Genomic DNA, 18,535 nt, shown 5'->3' with positions numbered 1-18,535 from the left:
ACGGCCCCCGGCCGTGCCGGACGGTCAGGCCGTCTGCGGGGGCTGGGACGCCGTCGTCACGTCGCGGACCCACGGTGTCCTGGCGTCGACGCGGCTGACCTTCTGCACGTCCCAGTCGCCGTAGCGCGGGTTGAGGTCGACGTCGAGTTCCTTCGACGCCTTCGACAGGGCGTTCCAGAACTCGGGCCGGCTGGTGTCGGTGCCGAGCTCCGTGGCGAGTTTCTGGGCCTCCAGCTGGAGGCGGAGGTTCTCGTCGAGGCGCTGCGGCGGGATGCCGTACTGCTGGAGCCAGGTGGTCTCCAGGCCCTTGGCGCCGCCCGCCTGCTGCTCCAGGCCGGCCCGCATCGCCTGGACCTCCTTGCGGCTGACGGTGACGCCCGCGTCCTCGGCGGCACGGTGCAGCACCCGGTCGAGGACCATGCCGTGCAGGGTGTCGCGGGTGAGGGTGCCGGTACGGGCGATGGCCTGGGCGTACTGGGTCTCGTCGGGGACGGCGGCGCGCTGCGCCTCGCGCACCTCGCTCACCCGGCTCTCCAGCTGCGAGACGGTGATCCGCTGGCCGCCGACGACGGCCGCCGCTCCGGGATGGGCCTCGTTCCCGCAGGCCGTGAGGAGGGGGCCCGCCACGACGATCGCGGCGGACAGCAGGAGCGCGGTGCGACGACGGCGGTGCAAGGAAGCCTCCCGAGGAGATTGTGCGGCGGTGCACAAAGTCTTGCGGTGATCGATGGTAGGCAGTGGTGCGGCTGGGGCCAACCCATTGGACCAACGATTCACCGGGACTTCGGGCACCGCCGCGCCCGCACCCGTACGGGGTCAGCCCACGAGGGCGACCGGGGCGTCCCACGCGTCGCGGTCCACGGTGATCGTGTAACCGCCGCGGGTCTCCTTGCTGTTGACCATGTACTGGTGGCCGCGGCTGTGGTCGGTGTACTGCGTCGCGGCCCACGGCCAGTCCGCGGTGGTGGTGTTCTGCTTGTCCCACAGCGCGTACCAGAGGTTGCCCGGCAGGTCCGTCTTGTTCGTCGCGGTGGCGATCGCCTTGGCGCTGGAGCTGCTGAAGCCGTAGTAGCCGGCCCGGTAGGTCTTGGCGCGCAGGGTCTTGGTGAAGGAGCGCACGTAGGTGAGCACGGCGTCGTTGCACGCCTTGTTCGTGATGTCGTACGGCTCCATGTCGAGGTAGATCGGGCTGCCGGCCTTCATGCCGAGCGCGGCGGCCCTGGCGACCGCGTCCGCGGCGTCGGTGGCGCCGAGGGAGGCGGCGGTGGCGGCGCTGATCTTCTCGGGGCTGGTACCGGTCTGGCAGGGCGGCTGGGCGCCGACGTAGAGCGGGATGAGCTTCCAGCCGGCCGCGTCGACCGACTTCACCCAGGACGCGGTGAGGTTGGCCTGGGTGCAGCCGCGGTTCTTGCCACCGATGTACACGGCGGCGGCGCCGTAGAAGCCGTCGCTCTTCCAGGCCTTCATCGCGGACAGCGAGGGCGCGGTGCAGGTGTCGAAGGCGCGGCCGGTGTAGGTCTTCTGGGCGGGCCAGGTGGTGGCCGCCATCGACGTCTGCGCGGCGATCCCGGCCCCGGCGAGGACGGCGGCGCCGGCCACCCCCCACGTGATGTACCTGCGTCTTCTGGACTGCCGGTGCTCGGCCATCCCCACCCCATCGTTTCGTCTGCGCGCGCACGGCCCGGTCGTGGCGTACGCGTGTGCGCAGGTGCGTGCCCCCTAAATCGAACGCACGGTACCCCGCGGCTCCCCCGCGATCGGGAAACACCGGGCCCTCGCAGCGGCAAGATTCGCTCATGTCACGGTAAAGACGGGGAGGTCCGGGCGGACCCTGCCGTGGCCTAATCTTGCTCCCTGGCTACTAGGGGGGCGACATGACGACAGTGATGACGGATGCGGACAAGCGGCTCGAGGCGGGCTGGCTCCAGCGGATCGCCTGGGTGGCGCTGGCGTGGCTGTCCTTCGGCCTGCTGGCGTGGGTGCCGTTCCTGTACGTGGCGATCCGCCGCGGGCGGTCCTCGGACTGGATGGCCTTCGGCGCGTACGCGCTGTACGAGTGCGTGACCGTGCCGTGGATGGCGACGGACGACAGCTCCGACGGGGACGGGTTCATGGGCCTCGCCATCATCGTGACGCTGGTGACGGCGGCCTGCATGCTGCTGTTCGCCATGTTCGACCGGCGGGTCCCGACGATGCCGGCGATGGCGTACGGCACGCCGGGGCCGCAGGGACACCCCTACCAGCAGGGGTACCCGTACGGCAGGTAGTCCCGGCCGGGCCCGGCGGCGCCGGTCAGAGCGGGTGCCGCAGCCACACGTTGGGCTCGACGTACACCGCGTGGTCGCGCACCGGCACCAGCGCGCCGGGCACCTCGACGTCGCCCCGGCTGTCGAAGGGCAGTCCCGTCCAGCGGCGCCACTCCGCGAGGGAGGCGGCCACCGTCATCGAGGCCGGCGCGACCCGCTCGATGCTCGCCCCGGCCCGGACGTGCACCCGCAGCCACGGGTCGTACGGCAGTCCGTCGTCCCGCACCCGGTGGGCGTACTCCTCCACGGGGGTGTGCGGTTCGAGGTGTTTGGCGCTCGGGCGGACCGGGGCGACGACCTCGGCGAAGCCCCGCGCGCGGGCGTTGTCGCGCATCGCGGAGAGCATGCGGCCGGACAGGCCCCGTCCCTGGGCGTGCGGGGCGGCCACGACGGAGATCGCGCTGACCGTGTCCGGACATACCCCGCGGCGCAGGTCGGAGAAGGCCCACACCAGCACCTGGTCCCAGCCGCGGGCGGGCAGCTCGCCGCGCCCCTCGGCACGCAGGGCGAACGGCACGCTGAAGGCGTGCGCGAGGACCCGGCCCCGCTCGTCCTCGGCGAACAGCACGTACTCCGGCAGTTCGACGGGGATCCGCCCGTAGTGCGCGTTGCCCACCGGGTCCTGGGTGGCGAACTCCGGCCAGCTGTCGGGCATGTCGAACACCGGACCCAGCATCTCGGGCCGCTCGGCGAGGGAGAAGACCTTCGGTTCCATGAGGGCACGGTAGGCGGCGGCGAGGCGGCCGCGGTACGGGTTTTCGCGGGCGTGAGCCGGGCGCCGAGCGGTGTGCTCAGCCGGTGTGCTCGGTCAGCCGGTGTGCTCAGCCGGCGTGGAAACGTTCCGGCGCCCTGGTCGGGTTGCCGCCCGTGGGGAGTTTCTGGTCCGGGCAGCCGGAGAGGACCTTCTTCATGGCGGCCTTCTCGGCGGCGGTGACCCACAGCTGGTACTTCTTCTTCACCGCGACCTGCGCCGCCACGTACGGGCACCGGTAGGCCTTGTTGGGCGGCAGCCAGGTCGCCGTGTCGCCGTCCCCCTTGGAACGGTTGGTGCTCGCGTCCACGGCCAGCAGGTTGAGGGGGTCGTTGGCGAGGGCGATGCGCTTGCTCGCGTCCCAGTACTTGGCGCCCTTCTGCCAGGCGTCGGACAGGGCGACGACGTGGTCGATGTCGACCTTGCTGCTGCCGCGCCGGTAGGTGACGTCCTTGCCGGAGTACGGGTCCGACTCCAGCACGCCGTAGGACACCTTGCAGGTGCCGCCGGTGAACCGGACGTCCTCCAGGTCCCGTTTGAGGATGTCGTCGCGGGTTCCGCAGTCGTTGGAGTCGGTGTCGGCCCAGGCGCGGCCGAACTTGTCCCGGTCGTAACCGGTGCGCGGTGCCCGCCCCTTCACGGTGAGCGACTCGGCGGCCGCCAGGGCGGCTCCCCCGCCCTCCGTACGTCCGGACCCGGTGGAGCCGGTGCCGGTGACCTGGTCGGTGCAGCCGGTCATGACGCACACCAGTACCGCGGCCGTCGCCGCTCCGCCGCTCAGACGCCGCACGCGCCCCTCCCTCGCTGGACCACCGACACCCGCACAGGGCGTTTTCCCCCGCCGGACCCGTGTACACCGTAGGCCAGGGGCGCACGGGGGCGGACCGTCCGCGGAGCGAGCCTCCCGCGGACGGTCCTGCGCCGCCCTTCGTTCCCGGGGCTCCGGTGCACGGGCCCCGGCGTTCGGACGCCGGGCACCGGACCTCGCGCAGCGGCGCCTGCCCGCCGCCCGGGCACCGTGACTACCCCAGCACCGTGACCAGGAACTCGCCCACCCAGCCCAGCAGTTCGCGCCCGACCAACGGCTTGCCGCCGACCTTCGCGGTCTTGGGCCGGGGTACGAGGAGCTGGTGCGCGGCCGGCTTGACGACCGTCCCCGGATAGACCCGCTTCAGCCGCAGCTCCTGCGACTCGCGCAGCTCCACCGGCGCGAACCGGACGTTGGTGCCCTGGAGCATGATCTCCCCGACGCCGCACGACCGCGCGAGCATCCGCAGCCCGGCCACCAGCAGCAGGTTCTCCACCGGCTCGGGCAGCTTGCCGTAGCGGTCGACGAGTTCCTCGCGCACGGCCTTGACGTCGTCCTCGGAGTTGGCCGAGGCGATGGCCCGGTAGGCCTGGAGGCGCAGCCGCTCGCCGGGGGCGTAGTCGTGCGGGACGTGCGCGTCGACGGGCAGCTCGATCTTGACCTCGAGGGGGGCCTCCTCCTCGATTTCGCCGGTCTCCAGCTGCCGCCGGTAGTCCGCGACCGCCTCGCCGACCATCCGCATGTACAGGTCGAAGCCGACGCCCGCGATGTGCCCGGACTGCTCGCCGCCGAGGAGGTTGCCGGCGCCGCGGATCTCCAGGTCCTTCATCGCCACGTACATGCCCGCGCCCATCTCCGTGTGCTGGGCGATGGTCGCCAGGCGCTCGTGGGCCGTCTCCGTGAGCGGCTTCTCCGGCGGGTACAGGAAGTAGGCGTAACCGCGTTCGCGGCCGCGGCCCACCCGGCCGCGCAGCTGGTGCAGCTGGGACAGGCCGAAGTTGTCGCCGCGTTCGACGATGAGGGTGTTGGCGTTGGAGATGTCGATGCCGGACTCGACGATGGTGGTGGAGACGAGCACGTCGAAGCGCTTCTCCCAGAAGTCGACGACGACCTTCTCCAGCGCGGCCTCCGACATCTGGCCGTGGGCGGCGGCGATCCGCGCCTCGGGCACGATCTCGCGCAGCCTCGCCGCGGCCCGGTCGATGGACTCGACCCGGTTGTGGATGTAGAAGACCTGGCCCTCGCGCAGCAGTTCGCGGCGGACGGCGGCGCCGATCTGCTTCTCCTCGTAGGGGCCGACGAAGGTGAGGACCGGGTGGCGCTCCTCGGGTGGCGTGGTGATCGTCGACATCTCGCGGATGCCGGTCACCGCCATCTCCAGGGTGCGCGGGATGGGGGTGGCCGACATCGTCAGGACGTCGACGTTGGCCCGCAGCTTCTTCAGCTGTTCCTTGTGCTCGACGCCGAAGCGCTGCTCCTCGTCGACGATGACCAGGCCCAGGTCCTTGAACTTCGTCTCCGAGGAGAACAGGCGGTGGGTGCCGATGACGACGTCGACGGAGCCCTCGCGCAGGCCCTCCAGGACCGCCTTGGCCTCCGTGTCGGACTGGAAGCGGGACAGCGCCCGCACCTTCACCGGGAACTGTGCGTACCGCTCGCTGAAGGTGCCGAAGTGCTGCTGCACCAGCAGCGTGGTGGGCACGAGGACGGCGACCTGCTTGCCGTCCTGGACGGCCTTGAAGGCGGCGCGGACGGCGATCTCCGTCTTGCCGTAGCCGACGTCGCCGCAGATCAGGCGGTCCATGGGGACGGACTTCTCCATGTCGTCCTTGACCTCGGCGATGGTGGTGAGCTGGTCGGGCGTCTCCGCGTAGGGGAAGGCGTCCTCCAGTTCGCGCTGCCAGGGGGTGTCCGCGCCGAAGGCGTGTCCGGGGGCGGCCATGCGGGCGCTGTACAGCTTGATCAGGTCGGCGGCGATCTCCTTGACGGCCTTCTTCGCGCGCGCCTTCGTCTTCGTCCAGTCGGCGCCGCCGAGGCGGTGCAGGGTGGGCGCTTCGCCGCCGACGTACTTGGTGATCTGCTCCAGCTGGTCGGTGGGGATGTAGAGGCGGTCGCCGGGCTGGCCGCGCTTGGCGGGGGCGTACTCCACGACCAGGTACTCGCGCGTGGCGCCCTGGACCGTGCGCTGGACCATCTCGATGTAGCGGCCCACGCCGTGCTGCTCGTGGACGATGTGGTCGCCCGCCTCCAGGGTGAGCGGGTCGATGGTCTTGCGGCGGCGCGCGGGCATCCGGGCGCCGTCCTTGCCGGCCGCCTTCTGTCCGGTCAGGTCGGTCTCGGTCAGTACGGCGAGTCCGAGTGCCGGGTCCACGAAGCCGTAGTCGATGCAGCCGCACGCCACGTGCACGACCGAGGGGGAGATCTCGCCGAGGTCCGCGTCGAGGCGGGCCGCGACGCCCTCGCCGCCCAGCACCTCGACCGTGCGGGCCGCCGGGCCGTGCGCCTCGGTCACGAAGACCGTGCGCCAGCCGTCGGCGAGCCAGCCCTTGGTGTCGGCGAGCGCCTTCGCGGTGTCGCCGCGGTAGGCCTCGGGGGCGTGCATGCCGAGCTTGAGGGTGTCCGCCTCCAGCTCCAGGTCGGCGGCGAAGGGGGACACCGACCACCACATCATGTCCAGCTCGCGCGCGCGGTCCCGCACGTCGGCGATGGACCACAGGGAGGCCGCGCCGACGTCGATGGGGGCCTCGCCCCCGCCCGCGGTGGCCGCCCAGGACGCCTGGAGGAACTCCTGGCTCGTCGCCACCAGGTCCGCCGCGCGCGTGCGGACCCGCTCGGGGTCGCAGACGACGGCCATCGAACCCTCGGGCAGCACGTCGAGCAGCAGCTCCATGTCGTCGACGAGGACGGGCGCGAGGGACTCCATGCCCTCGACGGCGATGCCCTCGGCGATCCTGCCGAGCAGCTCGCCCAGTTCGGGGTGCTGTTCGGCGAGGGCACGCGCGCGCGTGCGGACGTCGTCGGTGAGGAGGAGTTCGCGGCAGGGGGGCGCCCACAGTCCGTGTGCGGCGACTTCGAGGGAGCGTTGGTCGGCGACCTTGAAGTAGCGGATCTCCTCGACGTCGTCGCCCCAGAACTCGATGCGCAGGGGGTGTTCCTCGGTGGGCGGGAACACGTCCAGGATGCCGCCGCGCACGGCGAACTCGCCGCGCTTCTCGACCAGCTCCACGCGCGCGTACGCGGCGGCGGCGAGGGCTTCCACGACCTCGTTCAGGTCGGCGGTCTGGCCGCCCCTCAGGGCCACCGGCTCCAGGTCGCCGAGTCCCTTGACCTGTGGCTGGAGCACCGAGCGCACGGGTGCCACGACGACGGAGACCGGGCCGGTCTCGGGGTCGTCGGGGCGGGGGTGGGCCAGGCGGCGCAGGACGGCGAGGCGGCGGCCGACGGTGTCGCTGCGCGGGCTGAGCCGCTCGTGCGGGAGGGTCTCCCAGGAGGGGTACTCCACGACGCCGTCCGCGGGCAGGAGCGAGCGCAGGGCGGCGGCGAGGTCCTCCGCCTCCCGGCCGGTCGCCGTGACCGCGAGGACCGTGCGGGAGGTCTCCCTGGCGAGGGCGGCGATCGCGAAGGGGCGGGCTGCCGGGGGGCCGACGAGGTCGATGTGCATGCGGTTGCCGTCGGCGGCGGCGGAGACCGCTTCCGCGAGGGCGGGGTCCTTCACTACGGCGTCGAGCAGACCGTGCAGGCTCATTGAGGGCTTCTTCCATCCCTGGAGGGGGCAACGCAAACAGCCCGACACGTCTCACGGGCCGGGGATGCCAGCCTACGACGTCGACGGCGGTGGCGGCGCGCGGACCGCTGCGGGCCCGGGCGGGCAGGTGCCCTCGGGCGGCGCCACCGCCGCCGGCCCCGACGGAACAGGGGTTCTCAGACGACGTCAGCACTGCCGGCGAACGTGACGGTCACGCCCCGGCCGGGCTCCACCGACACGAGCAGGGCCGAACCGAAGGCCCGGGCGATCCGTTCCAGCAAAGGGAACGTCGGCATGCATTTTCCGTGTTCCAGCCGGGAGATCGCCGCCTGTGTCAGGCCGGAGAGTTCCGCCAGCCTCACCTGGGTCATCCCGGTTTTCCCCCGCCATTCCCGCACGGCTCGCCCCAGGGTTTCCTCCAGCCTTTCATCATGGATTCTTCCGCACTCGACACGCACCCAGGCCATCCCCCGTTGATGACGCTGCACCTTCACTCCCGGATCGCTCGACACCGACGAACCTCGGAACGGACATCTCTCCGGACACTAGTCCAAGCGTCTTCGGTGAAGGTCCACTTGAGCAACATCTGAGCTTCGCCGACCCGCACCGGCGGACGCCCGGCGCATCTCTTCCGCGACATATAGCGAGACTGGTATATGTCACGGCACCTCACCGGTAAGCCGAGCTCAGGACGCACGGAACAATCTATTCCGATTTCCCCGGTGTGCCGCCCGCCAAGAAAGCAATTGATCCCGTTGCACGGGCATGTCATGGTTGCCGCCAGATCACCCAGAAAGGAAAGCAACCTTGACCAAGTTGCGTGCCACACTGCCCGGGATCGTCATTTCCGGAATTCTTCTCGCCACCGCGGCCACGCCCGCAATGGCGGATTCCACAGCATCCGTCGGGGCTTCCCCCCAGGCAGCGACCGCCGCCGTGACCAAGGCTCAGAAGCTTGCCAAACTGAAGACCCTGACAGGGGACTCGAACGCCTCGTCGCTGAAGTGGAACGAGGCGCTCTCCCAGCACCTCGGCCGCAAGCCGGCGATCGAAAAATACAAGTTCAACTGGAACACCGACTACTGCAGCTCCTCGCCGGATTCGCTCCCCGGCGGCTACGTCTTCAAATGGGGCTGCTACCGCCACGACTTCGGCTACCGGAACTACAAGGCTCTCGTGGGCAACTACTACTTCAAGCGGGATCACAAGCTGCGCATCGACAAGGCCCTCCTCAGGGACTTGAACACCGCCTGCGGCTACCGCCCCTGGGCCGACCCGTACACGCCCGCCCAGCGCAAGAAGCTGAAGGAGGCCTGCCTCAAGACCGCGAAGAAGTACTACCAGGCGGTACGCGCCGCCGGCTGACCGGCGCGGGGCGGCACAGACGGCCGGCGGGGCACGGAGTTCTTCCCCGTGCCCCGCCGGCCTGCCGGTCCGAAACTGCTCGTCCGCTCCGGAACAGCTCGTCCGGTCCGAAACCGCTCGTCCGGTCCGTCAATCCGTCGCGATGGCGTTCAGCACGTTCATCCGCGCCGCCCTGAACGCCGGCACCAGGGCCGCGACCAGGCCCACGAAGGCCGAGCCGACGAAGACGGCGGTGATCGTCGGCCAGGGGATCTCCAGGGTGTTCAGACCTTCCAGCGCGAGCAGCTTCTGGGCGGTCGCGCCCCAGCCCAGGCCCAGACCCAGACCCAGCAGGGCGCCGAAGACCGCGATCACCACGGACTCCAGGCGGATCATGCGGCGCAGCTGGCGGCGGGAGAGGCCGATGGCCCGCATGAGGCCGATCTCCCGGGTCCGCTCGACCACCGAGAGGGCGAGGGTGTTCACGACACCGAGGACCGCGACGATGATCGCGAGTGCGAGCAGCCCGTAGATCATGTTGAGCAGCTGGCCGATCTGGTCCTTCAGAGCCTGCTTGTAGTCGGTCTGGTCGCGCACGGTGTACTCCGGCAGACCGTGCAGGGCCGACTTCAGCGCCTTGTAGGCGGCTTCCTGCTGACCGTCCTCGGCGGTGGCGAAGAGCATCAGGTCGAGCGGCATCCTGTCGGCGGGCACGTACCTGGCCACCGTGTCGATGGACGCGTACATGGCCCCCTTGTCGATGACGACGTCGTCGCTGGTGATGGCACGGACCGTCAGCCTGGCCGTCGCACCGTCCTCGAAGTCGACGGCGACCGTGGAGCCCAGCGTGATCCCGTGTGCCTCGGCGAAGTCCTCGTGGACGGACATCGAGTCGGGCCGGTAAGCGTCGGCGAGGTCGCCGGCGACGGTCTCGGTACGCAGGTCCTGGGCGTACGTCGCGTCGGCCGCGTTGATCGTCTCGCTCTTGGAGACCCGGCCGTCCGGGGTGGTCAGGGAGGCGTCCAGCACCTTGTACTCGGTGACGCGCGCCAGGCCCGGTGTGTCCTTCACGGCCCGCAGGGCCTGGGGAGTGACGAGCGCACCCTCGTTGTCGCCCTGGATGATGAAGTCCGTGCCGACGGTCTTGTCCAGCTGGTCGGTGGCGGACGCCACCATCGAGGAGCCGACCACCGAGAGACAGGCCACCAGGGCCAGACCGATCATCAGCGCGGCGCCGGTGGCCCCGGTGCGGCGCGGGTTGCGCAGCGCGTTGCGCTCGGCCATCCGGCCGACCGGGCCGAACATCCGCAGCATGACCGCGCCGAGGACGCGGACCAGACCGCCGGCGATCAGCGGGACGACGACCACGAGGCCGACCAGGGTCAGCACCACGCCCAGGCCCAGCCACGCCGAGCCGGCCTTGGCCGTGTCCGCGGTGGCGGCGACGTACAGGCTCCAGCCGCCGGCGGCCGTCAGGACCAGGCCGGACACGGCACGCACGACACCCGCTCCGACGCCTGCCGGGGCGCCCGCCTCGCGCAGCGCGGCCATCGGGGAGATCCTGCCGGCACGCCGGGCGGGCAGGTAGGCCGCCAGGACGGTGACGACCACGCCGAGGAGCAGGCCGAGGGCCGGAGTCGTCCAGACGACGGTCAGGTCGCTGCTGGACAGGTGCATGCCCATGAGACCCATGAGTTTCATCAGGCCGACCGCGACGCCGATCCCCGCGCCGACGCCGAGGACGGAGCCCAGCCCGCCGAGCAGCAGGGCCTCGACGAGCACCGACCGGTTGATCTGCCTGCGGGAGTAGCCGAGGGCGCGCATCAGGCCGATCTCGCGGGTGCGCTGGGCGACCAGCATCGAGAAGGTGTTGACGATCAGGAAGATGCCGACGAGGAAGGCGATCCCGGCGAAGCCGAGCAGCGCGTACTTCATCACGTTCAGGAAGCCGTTGACGCTCTGCTGGTTGGCTTCGGCGACCTCCTTGGCGGTCTGCACCTTGTAGCCACCGCCGAGTTCGGCGGCCACGTTCTTCTTCAGCCGGGTGTCGGTGACCCCCCGGGCGGCCGTGACGTTGACGTTGGTGTAGACCCCGGTCCGGCCGACCAGGATCTGCTGGGCGGTCCTGGTGTCCAGGTAGAAGATCGCCGCACCGGGGTTGGTGACGGTGAAGGCGGCGATGCCGGACACCCGCGCGTGGTGCGTGCCGACGACCGTGATCACGCCGATCTCGTCGCCGAGCCGGAGGTGATGCTTGTCGGCGGTGTCCGCGTCGACCATGATCTGGTCGGGCCCCTCGGGCGCCGCACCGGAGGTGATCTCCATGGTGCGGGCCTCGTTGCTGTTCCAGCTGCCGACGATGGTCGGCGCGCCGCTGGTGGGCGAGAGCTTGTCCAGGTCCTGGTCCACCACGGTCACCGAGGTGGAGAACACCGTCCCCTCCGCCTTCAGGACGCCCTCGGCCTTGCGCACCCCGTCGAGCACGGAGGCCGGCATGACCGGCGGCTTGCCGGTGCGGGAGGTGGTCTCCCCGGTGTCGGAGGCGCCCTCGGCACTGACCGTCACGTCCGATGCCGTGGCCTGGAACAGCTTGTCGAAGGTGGTGTTCATGGTGTCGGTGAACACCAGCGTCCCGCAGACGAAGGCCACCGACAGCAGGACGGCCACGGCCGACAGGGCCATGCGCCCCTTGTGCGCGAAGAAGTTGCGCATCGAGGTTCTCATCACGGTCATGACGTACGCCCCCGGGCGTCGAAGTCCTTCATGCGGTCCAGGACCTGCTCGGCGGTCGGCTGGTGCATCTCGTCGACGATGCGGCCGTCGGCGAGGTACAGGACGCGGTCGGCGTAGGAGGCGGCGACCGGGTCGTGGGTGACCATCACGATGGTCTGGCCCAGGTCGTCCACGGAGCGGCGCAGGAAGCCCAGGACCTCGGCACCGGCACGCGAGTCGAGGTTCCCGGTCGGCTCGTCGCCGAAGATGATCTCGGGGCGGGCGGCGAGGGCGCGGGCCACGGCGACGCGCTGCTGCTGGCCGCCGGAGAGCTGGGTGGGCCGGTGCTTGAGCCGGTCGGACAGCCCGACCGTCTCGACGACCTGCTGCAGCCAGGCCTTGTCGGGCTTGCGGCCGGCGATGTCCATGGGCAGCGTGATGTTCTCGATCGCGTTGAGCGTCGGCAGCAGGTTGAACGCCTGGAAGATGAACCCGATCCGGTCCCGGCGCAGTTGCGTCAGCTTCTTGTCCTTGAGCCCGGTGATCTCGGTCTCGTCCAGGTGGATCTGCCCGGACGTGACGGTGTCCAGGCCGGCGAGGCAGTGCATCAGGGTGGATTTGCCGGATCCCGAGGGGCCCATGATCGCGGTGAAGCGGCCACGGGCGATGTCCACGTCGACGTGGTCGAGGGCGACGACGCGGGTCTCCCCGGACCCGTACGCCTTGACGACCTGCCGCGCCCGAGCGGCAACGGCCGTACGCCCTCCAGTGCCCCCGTGCCTGGGAATGGTCACAGCCGAAGTCACGTGAATCTCCAAAGGTCGAAAGAGAGGAAGCAAGGGGACGCGCGTGGTGCCGCGTCGGTGTGTGGTGCGGTGTCGCGTGGTGCGGTGTCGCGTCCCGGTGGTACGTCATCGGTGCTACGTCGAAGAGTCTGTCGGCGCGACCGGGTGCGGCGCGCTGGGGCTCGGGCCCGTCTTCGTGGGGGGTTAACCCCACCTCCGACCGGCGGGGTTGTCCGCCCCAGCGGCGTAAAGCCAGGTTAAGGAGCCGTCCCGGCCTCTCTCCTCCTCCGGCGGTACGAACCCTCCCCGAGCCGTAGTGCGGAGATACCCCTAGGGGCTGTCCACCGAGAGGTGGAGTGTTCCTCGGGGTCATGTCCACCCTCAGGCCCGGTCAGGCTCCACCCTCCCCTCGGGTCAGGGTCAAGTGGCAGGCTGTCCGGGCCTGATGGGTGCAAGGGGCACGGGACAGGCAGGGGAGGGGTACGGGATGGGCGACGTCAGACCCGCGACACGGGAGGCCGCGGGGCGGGGCACGGCCACCGGGAAGCGGGGGGCGGTGGTCGCCGCGCTGATGCTCTCCATGGCGCTGGCCGCGCTCGACGCCACCGTCGTCTCCACCGCCGTGCCGCAGATCGTCGGCGACCTCGGCGGATTCTCCGTCTTCTCCTGGCTGTTCTCCGGCTACCTCCTCGCCGTCACCGTCACCCTGCCCGTCTACGGCAAGCTCTCCGACACCTTCGGCCGCAAGCCCGTACTGGTGGCCGGCGCGGTCCTCTTCCTGCTCGGCTCGCTGCTGTGCGCGCTCGCCTGGAACATGGGCGCGCTGATCGCGTTCCGCGTCGTGCAGGGTCTGGGCGGCGGCGCGCTGCAGGGCACCGTGCAGACCCTGGCCGCCGACCTCTACCCGCTGAAGGAGCGCCCCAGGATCCAGTCCAAGTTGTCCACGGTGTGGGCGGTGTCCGCGGTCGCGGGACCGGGTCTGGGCGGGCTGCTGGCGGCGTACGCCGACTGGCGGTGGATCTTCCTCGTCAACCTGCCGGTCGGGGCGGTGGCGTTGTGGCTGATCGTGCGTCACCTGCACGAGCCGGAGCGGACGTCGGGGACACGCGCGCGGGTCGACTGGGCGGGCGCGCTGGCGGTCTTCGCGACCGGCGGGGTGCTGCTGACCGCGCTGGTGCAGGGCGGGGTGGCCTGGCCGTGGCTGTCGGCGCCGTCGTTCGCGCTGTTCGCCGCGGGACTCGCCCTGGCCGGCCTCGTCGTGGCCGTCGAGCGCCGGGCCGCCGAGCCGATCATCCCCGGCTGGGTGTGGCGCCGCCGTACGATCGCCGCGGTCAACCTCGCGCTGGGCGCGCTGGGCCTGCTGATGGTGGCGCCCGCGGTGTTCCTGCCGACGTACGCCCAGGCGGTGCTGGGCCTGGATCCGGTGACGGCCGGGTTCGTGCTGTCGGTGTGGACGCTGAGCTGGCCGCTGTCGGCCGCCCTCAGCCAGCACGTGTACCGGCGCATCGGCTTCCGCGACACCGCCCTCCTCGGCATCGGCGCGGCGACGCTGGTCCTGCTCGCGTTCCCCCTGCTGCCGTATCCGGGTGCGGCCTGGCAGCCGGCGCTGCTGATGCTGCTGCTCGGCGCGGCCCTGGGCCTGTTCCAGCTGCCGCTGATCGTCGGCGTGCAGTCGACGGTCGGCTGGTCGGAGCGCGGCACCGCCACCGCGTCCGTCCTCTTCTGCCGGCAGAGCGGGCAGACGATCGGCGCGGCCGTCTTCGGGGCGGTCGCCAACGGCGTGCTGGCGGCCCGGCTGGGCGGCACGGGCGACCTGGACTCCGTCGTGCGCGACCTGGACGCGGGCGCCGCCGCCGGGGCGAGCCGGCACGCGGTCGCCGAGGCCGTGCACGCGGTGTACCTGGGCGCGGCGGGCGCCGCCGCGCTCGCCTTCCTGGTGCTGCTGTGCCTGGCCCCGCGCCACTTCCCGGTACTGGCCGAGCCGGGCGACTGATCCCGCACCGACCTGTTGACGCGGGTGACACCCCGGCTCAGGACCCCGGCGGCACAGCAAGCGCATACCGACCGGCCAGTTTGCCGAAACCCTCGCGCCCGGCCGGTACCCACTCGTCTCGGGCCGCCGCGGGGCGGCGGAACAGCGGCACCGGTACGAGGCCGTGGAGGGCTGGATCCCGGCGGGCGCGGTCCGGCGGGGAAACTGACGGACGGCCGGGCGACCGGCACCCGGGCGGGGCGACCGGCGGACGGGCGGGGCCCGGCGGGCGCTCATTGCGCGGCGTGCCCCGTCAGGGTGCTCAGGCTGCTGCGCACGGAGTCGATCTGCGCCTGCACGTCGTCCCACCGCTCGCCGTGCTCGCGCAGCACCCGTTCCGTCTCGCGGGCGATCCGTTCCGCACGCGCGCGTGCCTCGACGAGGACTTCGGAGGCACGCGCGTGTGCCTCCTCCTGGCGTCGGCGGGCGGCTTCCCCGGCGTCGGCGAAGGCCTGCCGGGCCGCGGACAGCGCCGACTCGGCCCGCGCCACCAACCGCGCGTGGTCCGCGTCGAGCGCGGCGGCCCGGTCGGCCTCCGCCCGCTCGACCGCGGCCCACCGCTCGGCCTCGTCCCCCTCCCGGTCGGCGAGCAGGGCGGCGGCGCGCCGGCGCACCTCGCGCAGGGCCGTGAGGGCCTCACGCCGGTGCTCCCTCACCTCGCGCCGGGCGCCGACGCGGATCCCGTGGGCCTCGGCACGCGCCGCGAGCAGGTGCTGCCGGGCGCGCTCCTCCGCCTCCGCGCGCACCTCGCCGGCCCGCTCCCGCGCCTCCGCGCGCACCGCCCGGGCATCCGCCTCGGCCCGCACGACCTGCTCCCGCGCCGCGCTCCGGGCGCGTTCCCGCACGGCCGCCGCCTCCTCCCGTCCGAGCTGGAAGATGCGCCGCGCCCGCTCCCCGAGGGCGTCGTACGTCTGCGGCGCCAGCCCGCTCACGGCGTCCCGCAGCCGTACGGCCTCCGCCTCCATGTCCTTGGCCAGCACGGTCAGCCGGGCGGCCCGCTCCCAGGCGGCGTCCCGGTCGGCCGAGAGAGCGGCGGCGTACGCGTCGACCTGTTCGGGCCGGTAACCGCGCCCGCGAACGGTCATGAACCCGGGTGGTGCCGTCGAAGCCCTGATCACCTGGAACCCCTCTCCACCGGACGGCCGCAGAAAAGATGATTTCCCGCATATCCTGAGGTATGAGACGCAAGGGTTCATAGCGCGACACTCCGCGCGCTGGTCACCGTCGACCACCCATGCGAAAGGGCCGGGCCCGGTCACACGACCGGGCCCGGCCCTCCCGCACACGCGCGTCAGCGGGGCGTACGCCTCACAGCAGCCCGTCCCACATCTCCTCCAGCAGCACCGACCACCAGCTCTCCGGCGAACCGAGCGCCGCCGGATCCAGCGCGGCCAACTGCGCCTGGAAGTCGACGGTCCAGCGGCCCGCCTGCTCCTGGTTCAGACCGAACCGCAGCCGCCACATCCGCCCCAGCAGCGCGAGGCAGCGCGCGAACTCCGGCAGCCCGCTGTTCACGAACTGCGGCGGTACGGGCGCCCCGCCCGGCCCCGCCTCCACGGGCACGGCGACGATGTGCGCCGTGCCGTACTGCACGCAGACCGCCTTGCCGAAGTCGCTGCCCATGACGAGGTACGAGCCCGCGTCCGCCGCCGGCTGCACCCCCCGCTCCGCCGCCAGCTCCGCCAGCGTCGGCACCGGCCGCCCCGGCTGGGCCTGCGCCCAGAAGAACGGACCCAGGTCCACCGGCAGACCCGCCACCACCAGCGTGTGCGCCACGATCGGCGGCACACCCTGCCGGGACACCGCGGCCTGCTCGAACCGGAACACCCCCGGCCCGAACACCGCGCCCATCTCCTGCGCGATCGCCTCCGGCGGGACCGGCGGCAACGGCTGCACCGGCGGCAACGGGGCGCGCACCGGGGCGGGACGCGCCGGACCGTCGGCCACCTGATGCAACTCACCCTGATGGGCCAGGAGCTGCCGCATCCCCTGCTGCCGGCTCGCATGGTCCGTGCCGTACGGCGCGATGCTCGTGATCCGCGCCTGCGGCCACTGCTCACGGATCATCCGCGCGCAGTACGCCCCCGGCAGCTCACACGACTCCAGCTCGGTGTGCAGCTCCAGCACCTGGTCCGGCGGCACGTTCATCGCCCGCAGCTCGTGGAAGATCTGCCACTCCGGGTGCGGCGTGCCCGGCGCCGAACGCCGGATCACCTGCTGCTCCGACCCGTCGTGCGCCCGGTAGCGCAGCACGGCCTGGTAACCCGGCCCGACGGTCGGCTGACCCTGCTGGGGATACCCGTACGCCTGCGGCTGCCCGGGACCGGGCACACCCGGCGGCGGCACGGCGCCGGGGGGCGGCATCGCGCCCGGCGGCATCGCACCGGGCGGCGGCATCGGCGGCCGCGGGGCACCCGGAGCCATTCCCGGAGCACCCGGCGCACCGGGAGCGGGCGGCGGCGGAGGCGGCGGCGCACCGGGACCGCCCGGCGGAGGCCCGGACAGCATCGTGGCGGCCCGGTGCGCGGCACCCTGAGCCCCACCGGCGGAGCCGTGGGCGCCCGGCCCGCCGGGCACGGCCGGGGCAGGGGGCACCCCCGGAGAACCCGGAGCACCCGGCGGCTGCGGCGCGCCCGGCCCCATCCGGCTCGGGTCGGCAAGCATCGTCGCGGCGTGGTGCACCCCACCCGGGGGCGTACCGCCGGGCGGGTTCGGCGGCGCGGGCGGGTTCGGCCCAACGGGGGCACCCGGGGCACCCGGAGCAACGGGGGCACCGGGACCACCCGGCGCCTCCCGTCCGGCCGGCCCCTCGGGACCCAGCGCCGACACCAGCTGCGTGGGCACGTAACCGCCCGTCGACGCTCCCTGCCCACCCGGACCGGCGGACGGCGGAGGTGTGGCACCCGGCCGCGCGCCGGGCACGCCCGGCGCGCTCGGCGGGGGCGGCGGGGGCGGCGGCGCCCCACCGGTACGGCGGCGCGGCGGCGGAGCCGCCTTGCTGGTCGCCGCATCGGCGATGTCCCCGGCGTTCGGCGCGAGCGGCCGGGCCAAGCCACCCGTGGCCCCCGGACCGGCCGGCGGCTGCGGCGCACCGGGCGCCTGCGGACCGCCGTAGGACGACGGGCCCGGCGGAGGCGTCCCCTGCGGCCCGGCCGGCGGCGGCGGTGTCCCCGGCCCACCCGGCGCCGCAGGCGGAGGCGGCAGGGGGGCGGACGACGGTGCGGGAGCGCCGACCGACGCGCCCTGCCCGTCCACGTCCGGGAGCGCCGGCGAGACCGCCGTGGGCGGAATCCGGCTGCCGCCCGAGATCAGCGCCGTCTTGGCGTCCGACGCGACGGAGGACGGCGGCGCCTCGTCGTCGGCACCGCTCAGCGGCGGCGCGAACACCGTCACCGGCAGCGGCACGGAACGGTCGTCACCGGAATCGCCGTTGGTGTCCGTACCCGTCCAGGGCGTGGCCCCGGCGGGCGTGGGAGCCGGCGTCGGGACCCCCGCCTGCGTCCGGGGCAGCGACGGATCACCGAAGTCACCGGCCGCACCCACCGAATCGGCGGGTGCGGGCGAGGAGGAAGCAGCCGGGGAAGCGGAGGAAGCGGAAGCGGACCCCGACGGAGAAGACACGGACGACGGAGACGACGAAGGCGACGCGGACGACGAAGAATCCGCCGCCTCCCCGATCCCCAACCGGTCCGCCGCCTCCTGCAACCACTCCGGCGGCGACAGCAGGAACGACGTCTGGTTCAGGTCCACCCGCGCCGCGGCCGGCGGCACCGGCGCCGGCTCACCCTCCGGACGGCCGTACTCCTCCTCGTACCGGCGGATCACCTCACCCACCGGCAGCGCCGGCCACAACGTGACCTCACCGCTGTCACGGGCCAGCACCAACCGCTGCCCGCCCCCGTCCGAACGCGGCCCCTCCGCACGGTCCTCGGCCCACACCACGAACCCGAGCCCGAACTCCCGCACCCGCACCTCACGGTGCTGATACGCCGGAACGTCCCCGTTGACCCACTCTTCACCGCGCTCCTGCGCCTGCGCGAACGTCACCATCA

At 72.5% G+C, this 18,535-nt stretch carries 13 protein-coding genes; 3 read left to right on the top strand and 10 right to left on the bottom strand.

The genetic code is table 11. The annotated features are described in order from the left end of the window. Positions 1 to 24: 24 nt before the first annotated feature. Together AB0N31_RS07175 and AB0N31_RS07170 are read right to left on the bottom strand one after the other, a co-directional pair. Positions 25 to 675: a SurA N-terminal domain-containing protein gene (locus tag AB0N31_RS07175; protein ID WP_366057359.1), complete on the bottom strand. Its 651-nt coding sequence runs from the start codon at positions 673 to 675 to the stop codon at positions 25 to 27. Between the two features lie 141 nt (positions 676 to 816). After that, the gene (locus tag AB0N31_RS07170) at positions 817 to 1,647 is read right to left on the bottom strand and encodes a glycoside hydrolase domain-containing protein (RefSeq protein ID WP_366057358.1); all 831 of its coding nucleotides are present in this window, start codon (positions 1,645 to 1,647) and stop codon (positions 817 to 819) included. Positions 1,648 to 1,874: 227 nt separating this feature from the next. Between AB0N31_RS07170 and AB0N31_RS07165 the strand changes: the two genes are divergently transcribed. Beyond that, positions 1,875 to 2,267 carry a hypothetical protein gene (locus AB0N31_RS07165; protein WP_366057357.1) on the top strand — a complete coding sequence of 131 codons (393 nt, stop codon included), beginning with the start codon at positions 1,875 to 1,877 and terminating at the stop codon, positions 2,265 to 2,267. Positions 2,268 to 2,292: 25 nt separating this feature from the next. Here AB0N31_RS07165 and AB0N31_RS07160 read toward each other — a convergent pair whose 3' ends face one another. The 4 genes from AB0N31_RS07160 to AB0N31_RS07145 all read right to left on the bottom strand — a co-directional run bounded on the left by AB0N31_RS07160 (position 2,293) and on the right by AB0N31_RS07145 (position 8,122). Next, positions 2,293 to 3,021, bottom strand: a complete 729-nt coding sequence (locus AB0N31_RS07160; protein ID WP_366057356.1) for an N-acetyltransferase — start codon at positions 3,019 to 3,021, stop codon at positions 2,293 to 2,295. Positions 3,022 to 3,127: 106 nt separating this feature from the next. Continuing rightward, positions 3,128 to 3,847: an HNH endonuclease family protein gene (locus AB0N31_RS07155; protein WP_366057354.1), complete on the bottom strand. Its 720-nt coding sequence runs from the start codon at positions 3,845 to 3,847 to the stop codon at positions 3,128 to 3,130. Positions 3,848 to 4,079: 232 nt separating this feature from the next. Then, a complete protein-coding gene (gene mfd, locus AB0N31_RS07150; protein WP_366057353.1) occupies positions 4,080 to 7,610 on the bottom strand; it encodes a transcription-repair coupling factor in 3,531 nt (1,176 codons plus the stop codon). Between the two features lie 176 nt (positions 7,611 to 7,786). Beyond that, a complete protein-coding gene (locus AB0N31_RS07145) occupies positions 7,787 to 8,122 on the bottom strand; it encodes a helix-turn-helix transcriptional regulator (protein ID WP_366057352.1) in 336 nt (111 codons plus the stop codon). A gap of 370 nt (positions 8,123 to 8,492) precedes the next feature. Between AB0N31_RS07145 and AB0N31_RS07140 the strand changes: the two genes are divergently transcribed. Further along, positions 8,493 to 8,975: a phospholipase A2 gene (locus tag AB0N31_RS07140; RefSeq protein ID WP_366057351.1), complete on the top strand. Its 483-nt coding sequence runs from the start codon at positions 8,493 to 8,495 to the stop codon at positions 8,973 to 8,975. Between the two features lie 129 nt (positions 8,976 to 9,104). Here AB0N31_RS07140 and AB0N31_RS07135 read toward each other — a convergent pair whose 3' ends face one another. Together AB0N31_RS07135 and AB0N31_RS07130 are read right to left on the bottom strand one after the other, a co-directional pair. Next, the gene (locus AB0N31_RS07135; protein ID WP_366057350.1) at positions 9,105 to 11,687 is read right to left on the bottom strand and encodes an FtsX-like permease family protein; all 2,583 of its coding nucleotides are present in this window, start codon (positions 11,685 to 11,687) and stop codon (positions 9,105 to 9,107) included. Beyond that, positions 11,684 to 12,472: an ABC transporter ATP-binding protein gene (locus tag AB0N31_RS07130; RefSeq protein WP_366057349.1), complete on the bottom strand. Its 789-nt coding sequence runs from the start codon at positions 12,470 to 12,472 to the stop codon at positions 11,684 to 11,686. Before AB0N31_RS07130 ends, AB0N31_RS07135 begins: the two co-directional genes overlap by 4 nt. 466 nt (positions 12,473 to 12,938) lie before the next feature. Here AB0N31_RS07130 and AB0N31_RS07125 point away from each other — a divergent pair, with 466 nt between their 5' ends. After that, positions 12,939 to 14,444, top strand: coding sequence for an MFS transporter (locus tag AB0N31_RS07125; RefSeq protein WP_366057348.1), 1,506 nt, complete (start codon positions 12,939 to 12,941; stop codon positions 14,442 to 14,444). A 272-nt stretch (positions 14,445 to 14,716) separates the two neighbouring features. Here the strand turns inward: AB0N31_RS07125 and AB0N31_RS07120 are convergent, their stop codons facing one another. After that, complete coding sequence (locus tag AB0N31_RS07120) at positions 14,717 to 15,568, bottom strand: cellulose-binding protein (RefSeq protein ID WP_366057346.1); 852 nt, start codon at positions 15,566 to 15,568, stop codon at positions 14,717 to 14,719. 223 nt (positions 15,569 to 15,791) lie between these two features. After that, a complete protein-coding gene (locus AB0N31_RS07115; RefSeq protein WP_366057344.1) occupies positions 15,792 to 18,533 on the bottom strand; it encodes an SUKH-4 family immunity protein in 2,742 nt (913 codons plus the stop codon). Between the last annotated feature and the right edge of the window lie 2 nt (positions 18,534 to 18,535).

Source organism: Streptomyces sp. NPDC051051, assembly GCF_040682975.1.
Classification (GTDB): Bacteria; Actinomycetota; Actinomycetes; order Streptomycetales; family Streptomycetaceae; genus Streptomyces.
The sequence above is the reverse complement of the archived record's forward strand: the minus strand, read 5'-3'. Positions and strand labels throughout refer to the sequence as shown.

What these genes read in the sequence shown, in the direction of transcription:
- AB0N31_RS07170 (WP_366057358.1), bottom strand. Translation starts at nt 1,647, where the DNA reads ATGGCCGAGCACCGGCAGTCCAGAAGACGCAGGTACATCACGTGGGGG.
- AB0N31_RS07165 (WP_366057357.1), top strand. Translation starts at nt 1,875, where the DNA reads ATGACGACAGTGATGACGGATGCGGACAAGCGGCTCGAGGCGGGCTGG.
- AB0N31_RS07160 (WP_366057356.1), bottom strand. Translation starts at nt 3,021, where the DNA reads ATGGAACCGAAGGTCTTCTCCCTCGCCGAGCGGCCCGAGATGCTGGGT.
- mfd (WP_366057353.1), bottom strand. Translation starts at nt 7,610, where the DNA reads ATGAGCCTGCACGGTCTGCTCGACGCCGTAGTGAAGGACCCCGCCCTC.
- AB0N31_RS07140 (WP_366057351.1), top strand. Translation starts at nt 8,493, where the DNA reads ATGGCGGATTCCACAGCATCCGTCGGGGCTTCCCCCCAGGCAGCGACC.
- AB0N31_RS07135 (WP_366057350.1), bottom strand. Translation starts at nt 11,687, where the DNA reads ATGACCGTGATGAGAACCTCGATGCGCAACTTCTTCGCGCACAAGGGG.
- AB0N31_RS07125 (WP_366057348.1), top strand. Translation starts at nt 12,939, where the DNA reads ATGGGCGACGTCAGACCCGCGACACGGGAGGCCGCGGGGCGGGGCACG.
- AB0N31_RS07120 (WP_366057346.1), bottom strand. Translation starts at nt 15,568, where the DNA reads ATGACCGTTCGCGGGCGCGGTTACCGGCCCGAACAGGTCGACGCGTAC.
- AB0N31_RS07115 (WP_366057344.1), bottom strand. Translation starts at nt 18,533, where the DNA reads ATGGTGACGTTCGCGCAGGCGCAGGAGCGCGGTGAAGAGTGGGTCAAC.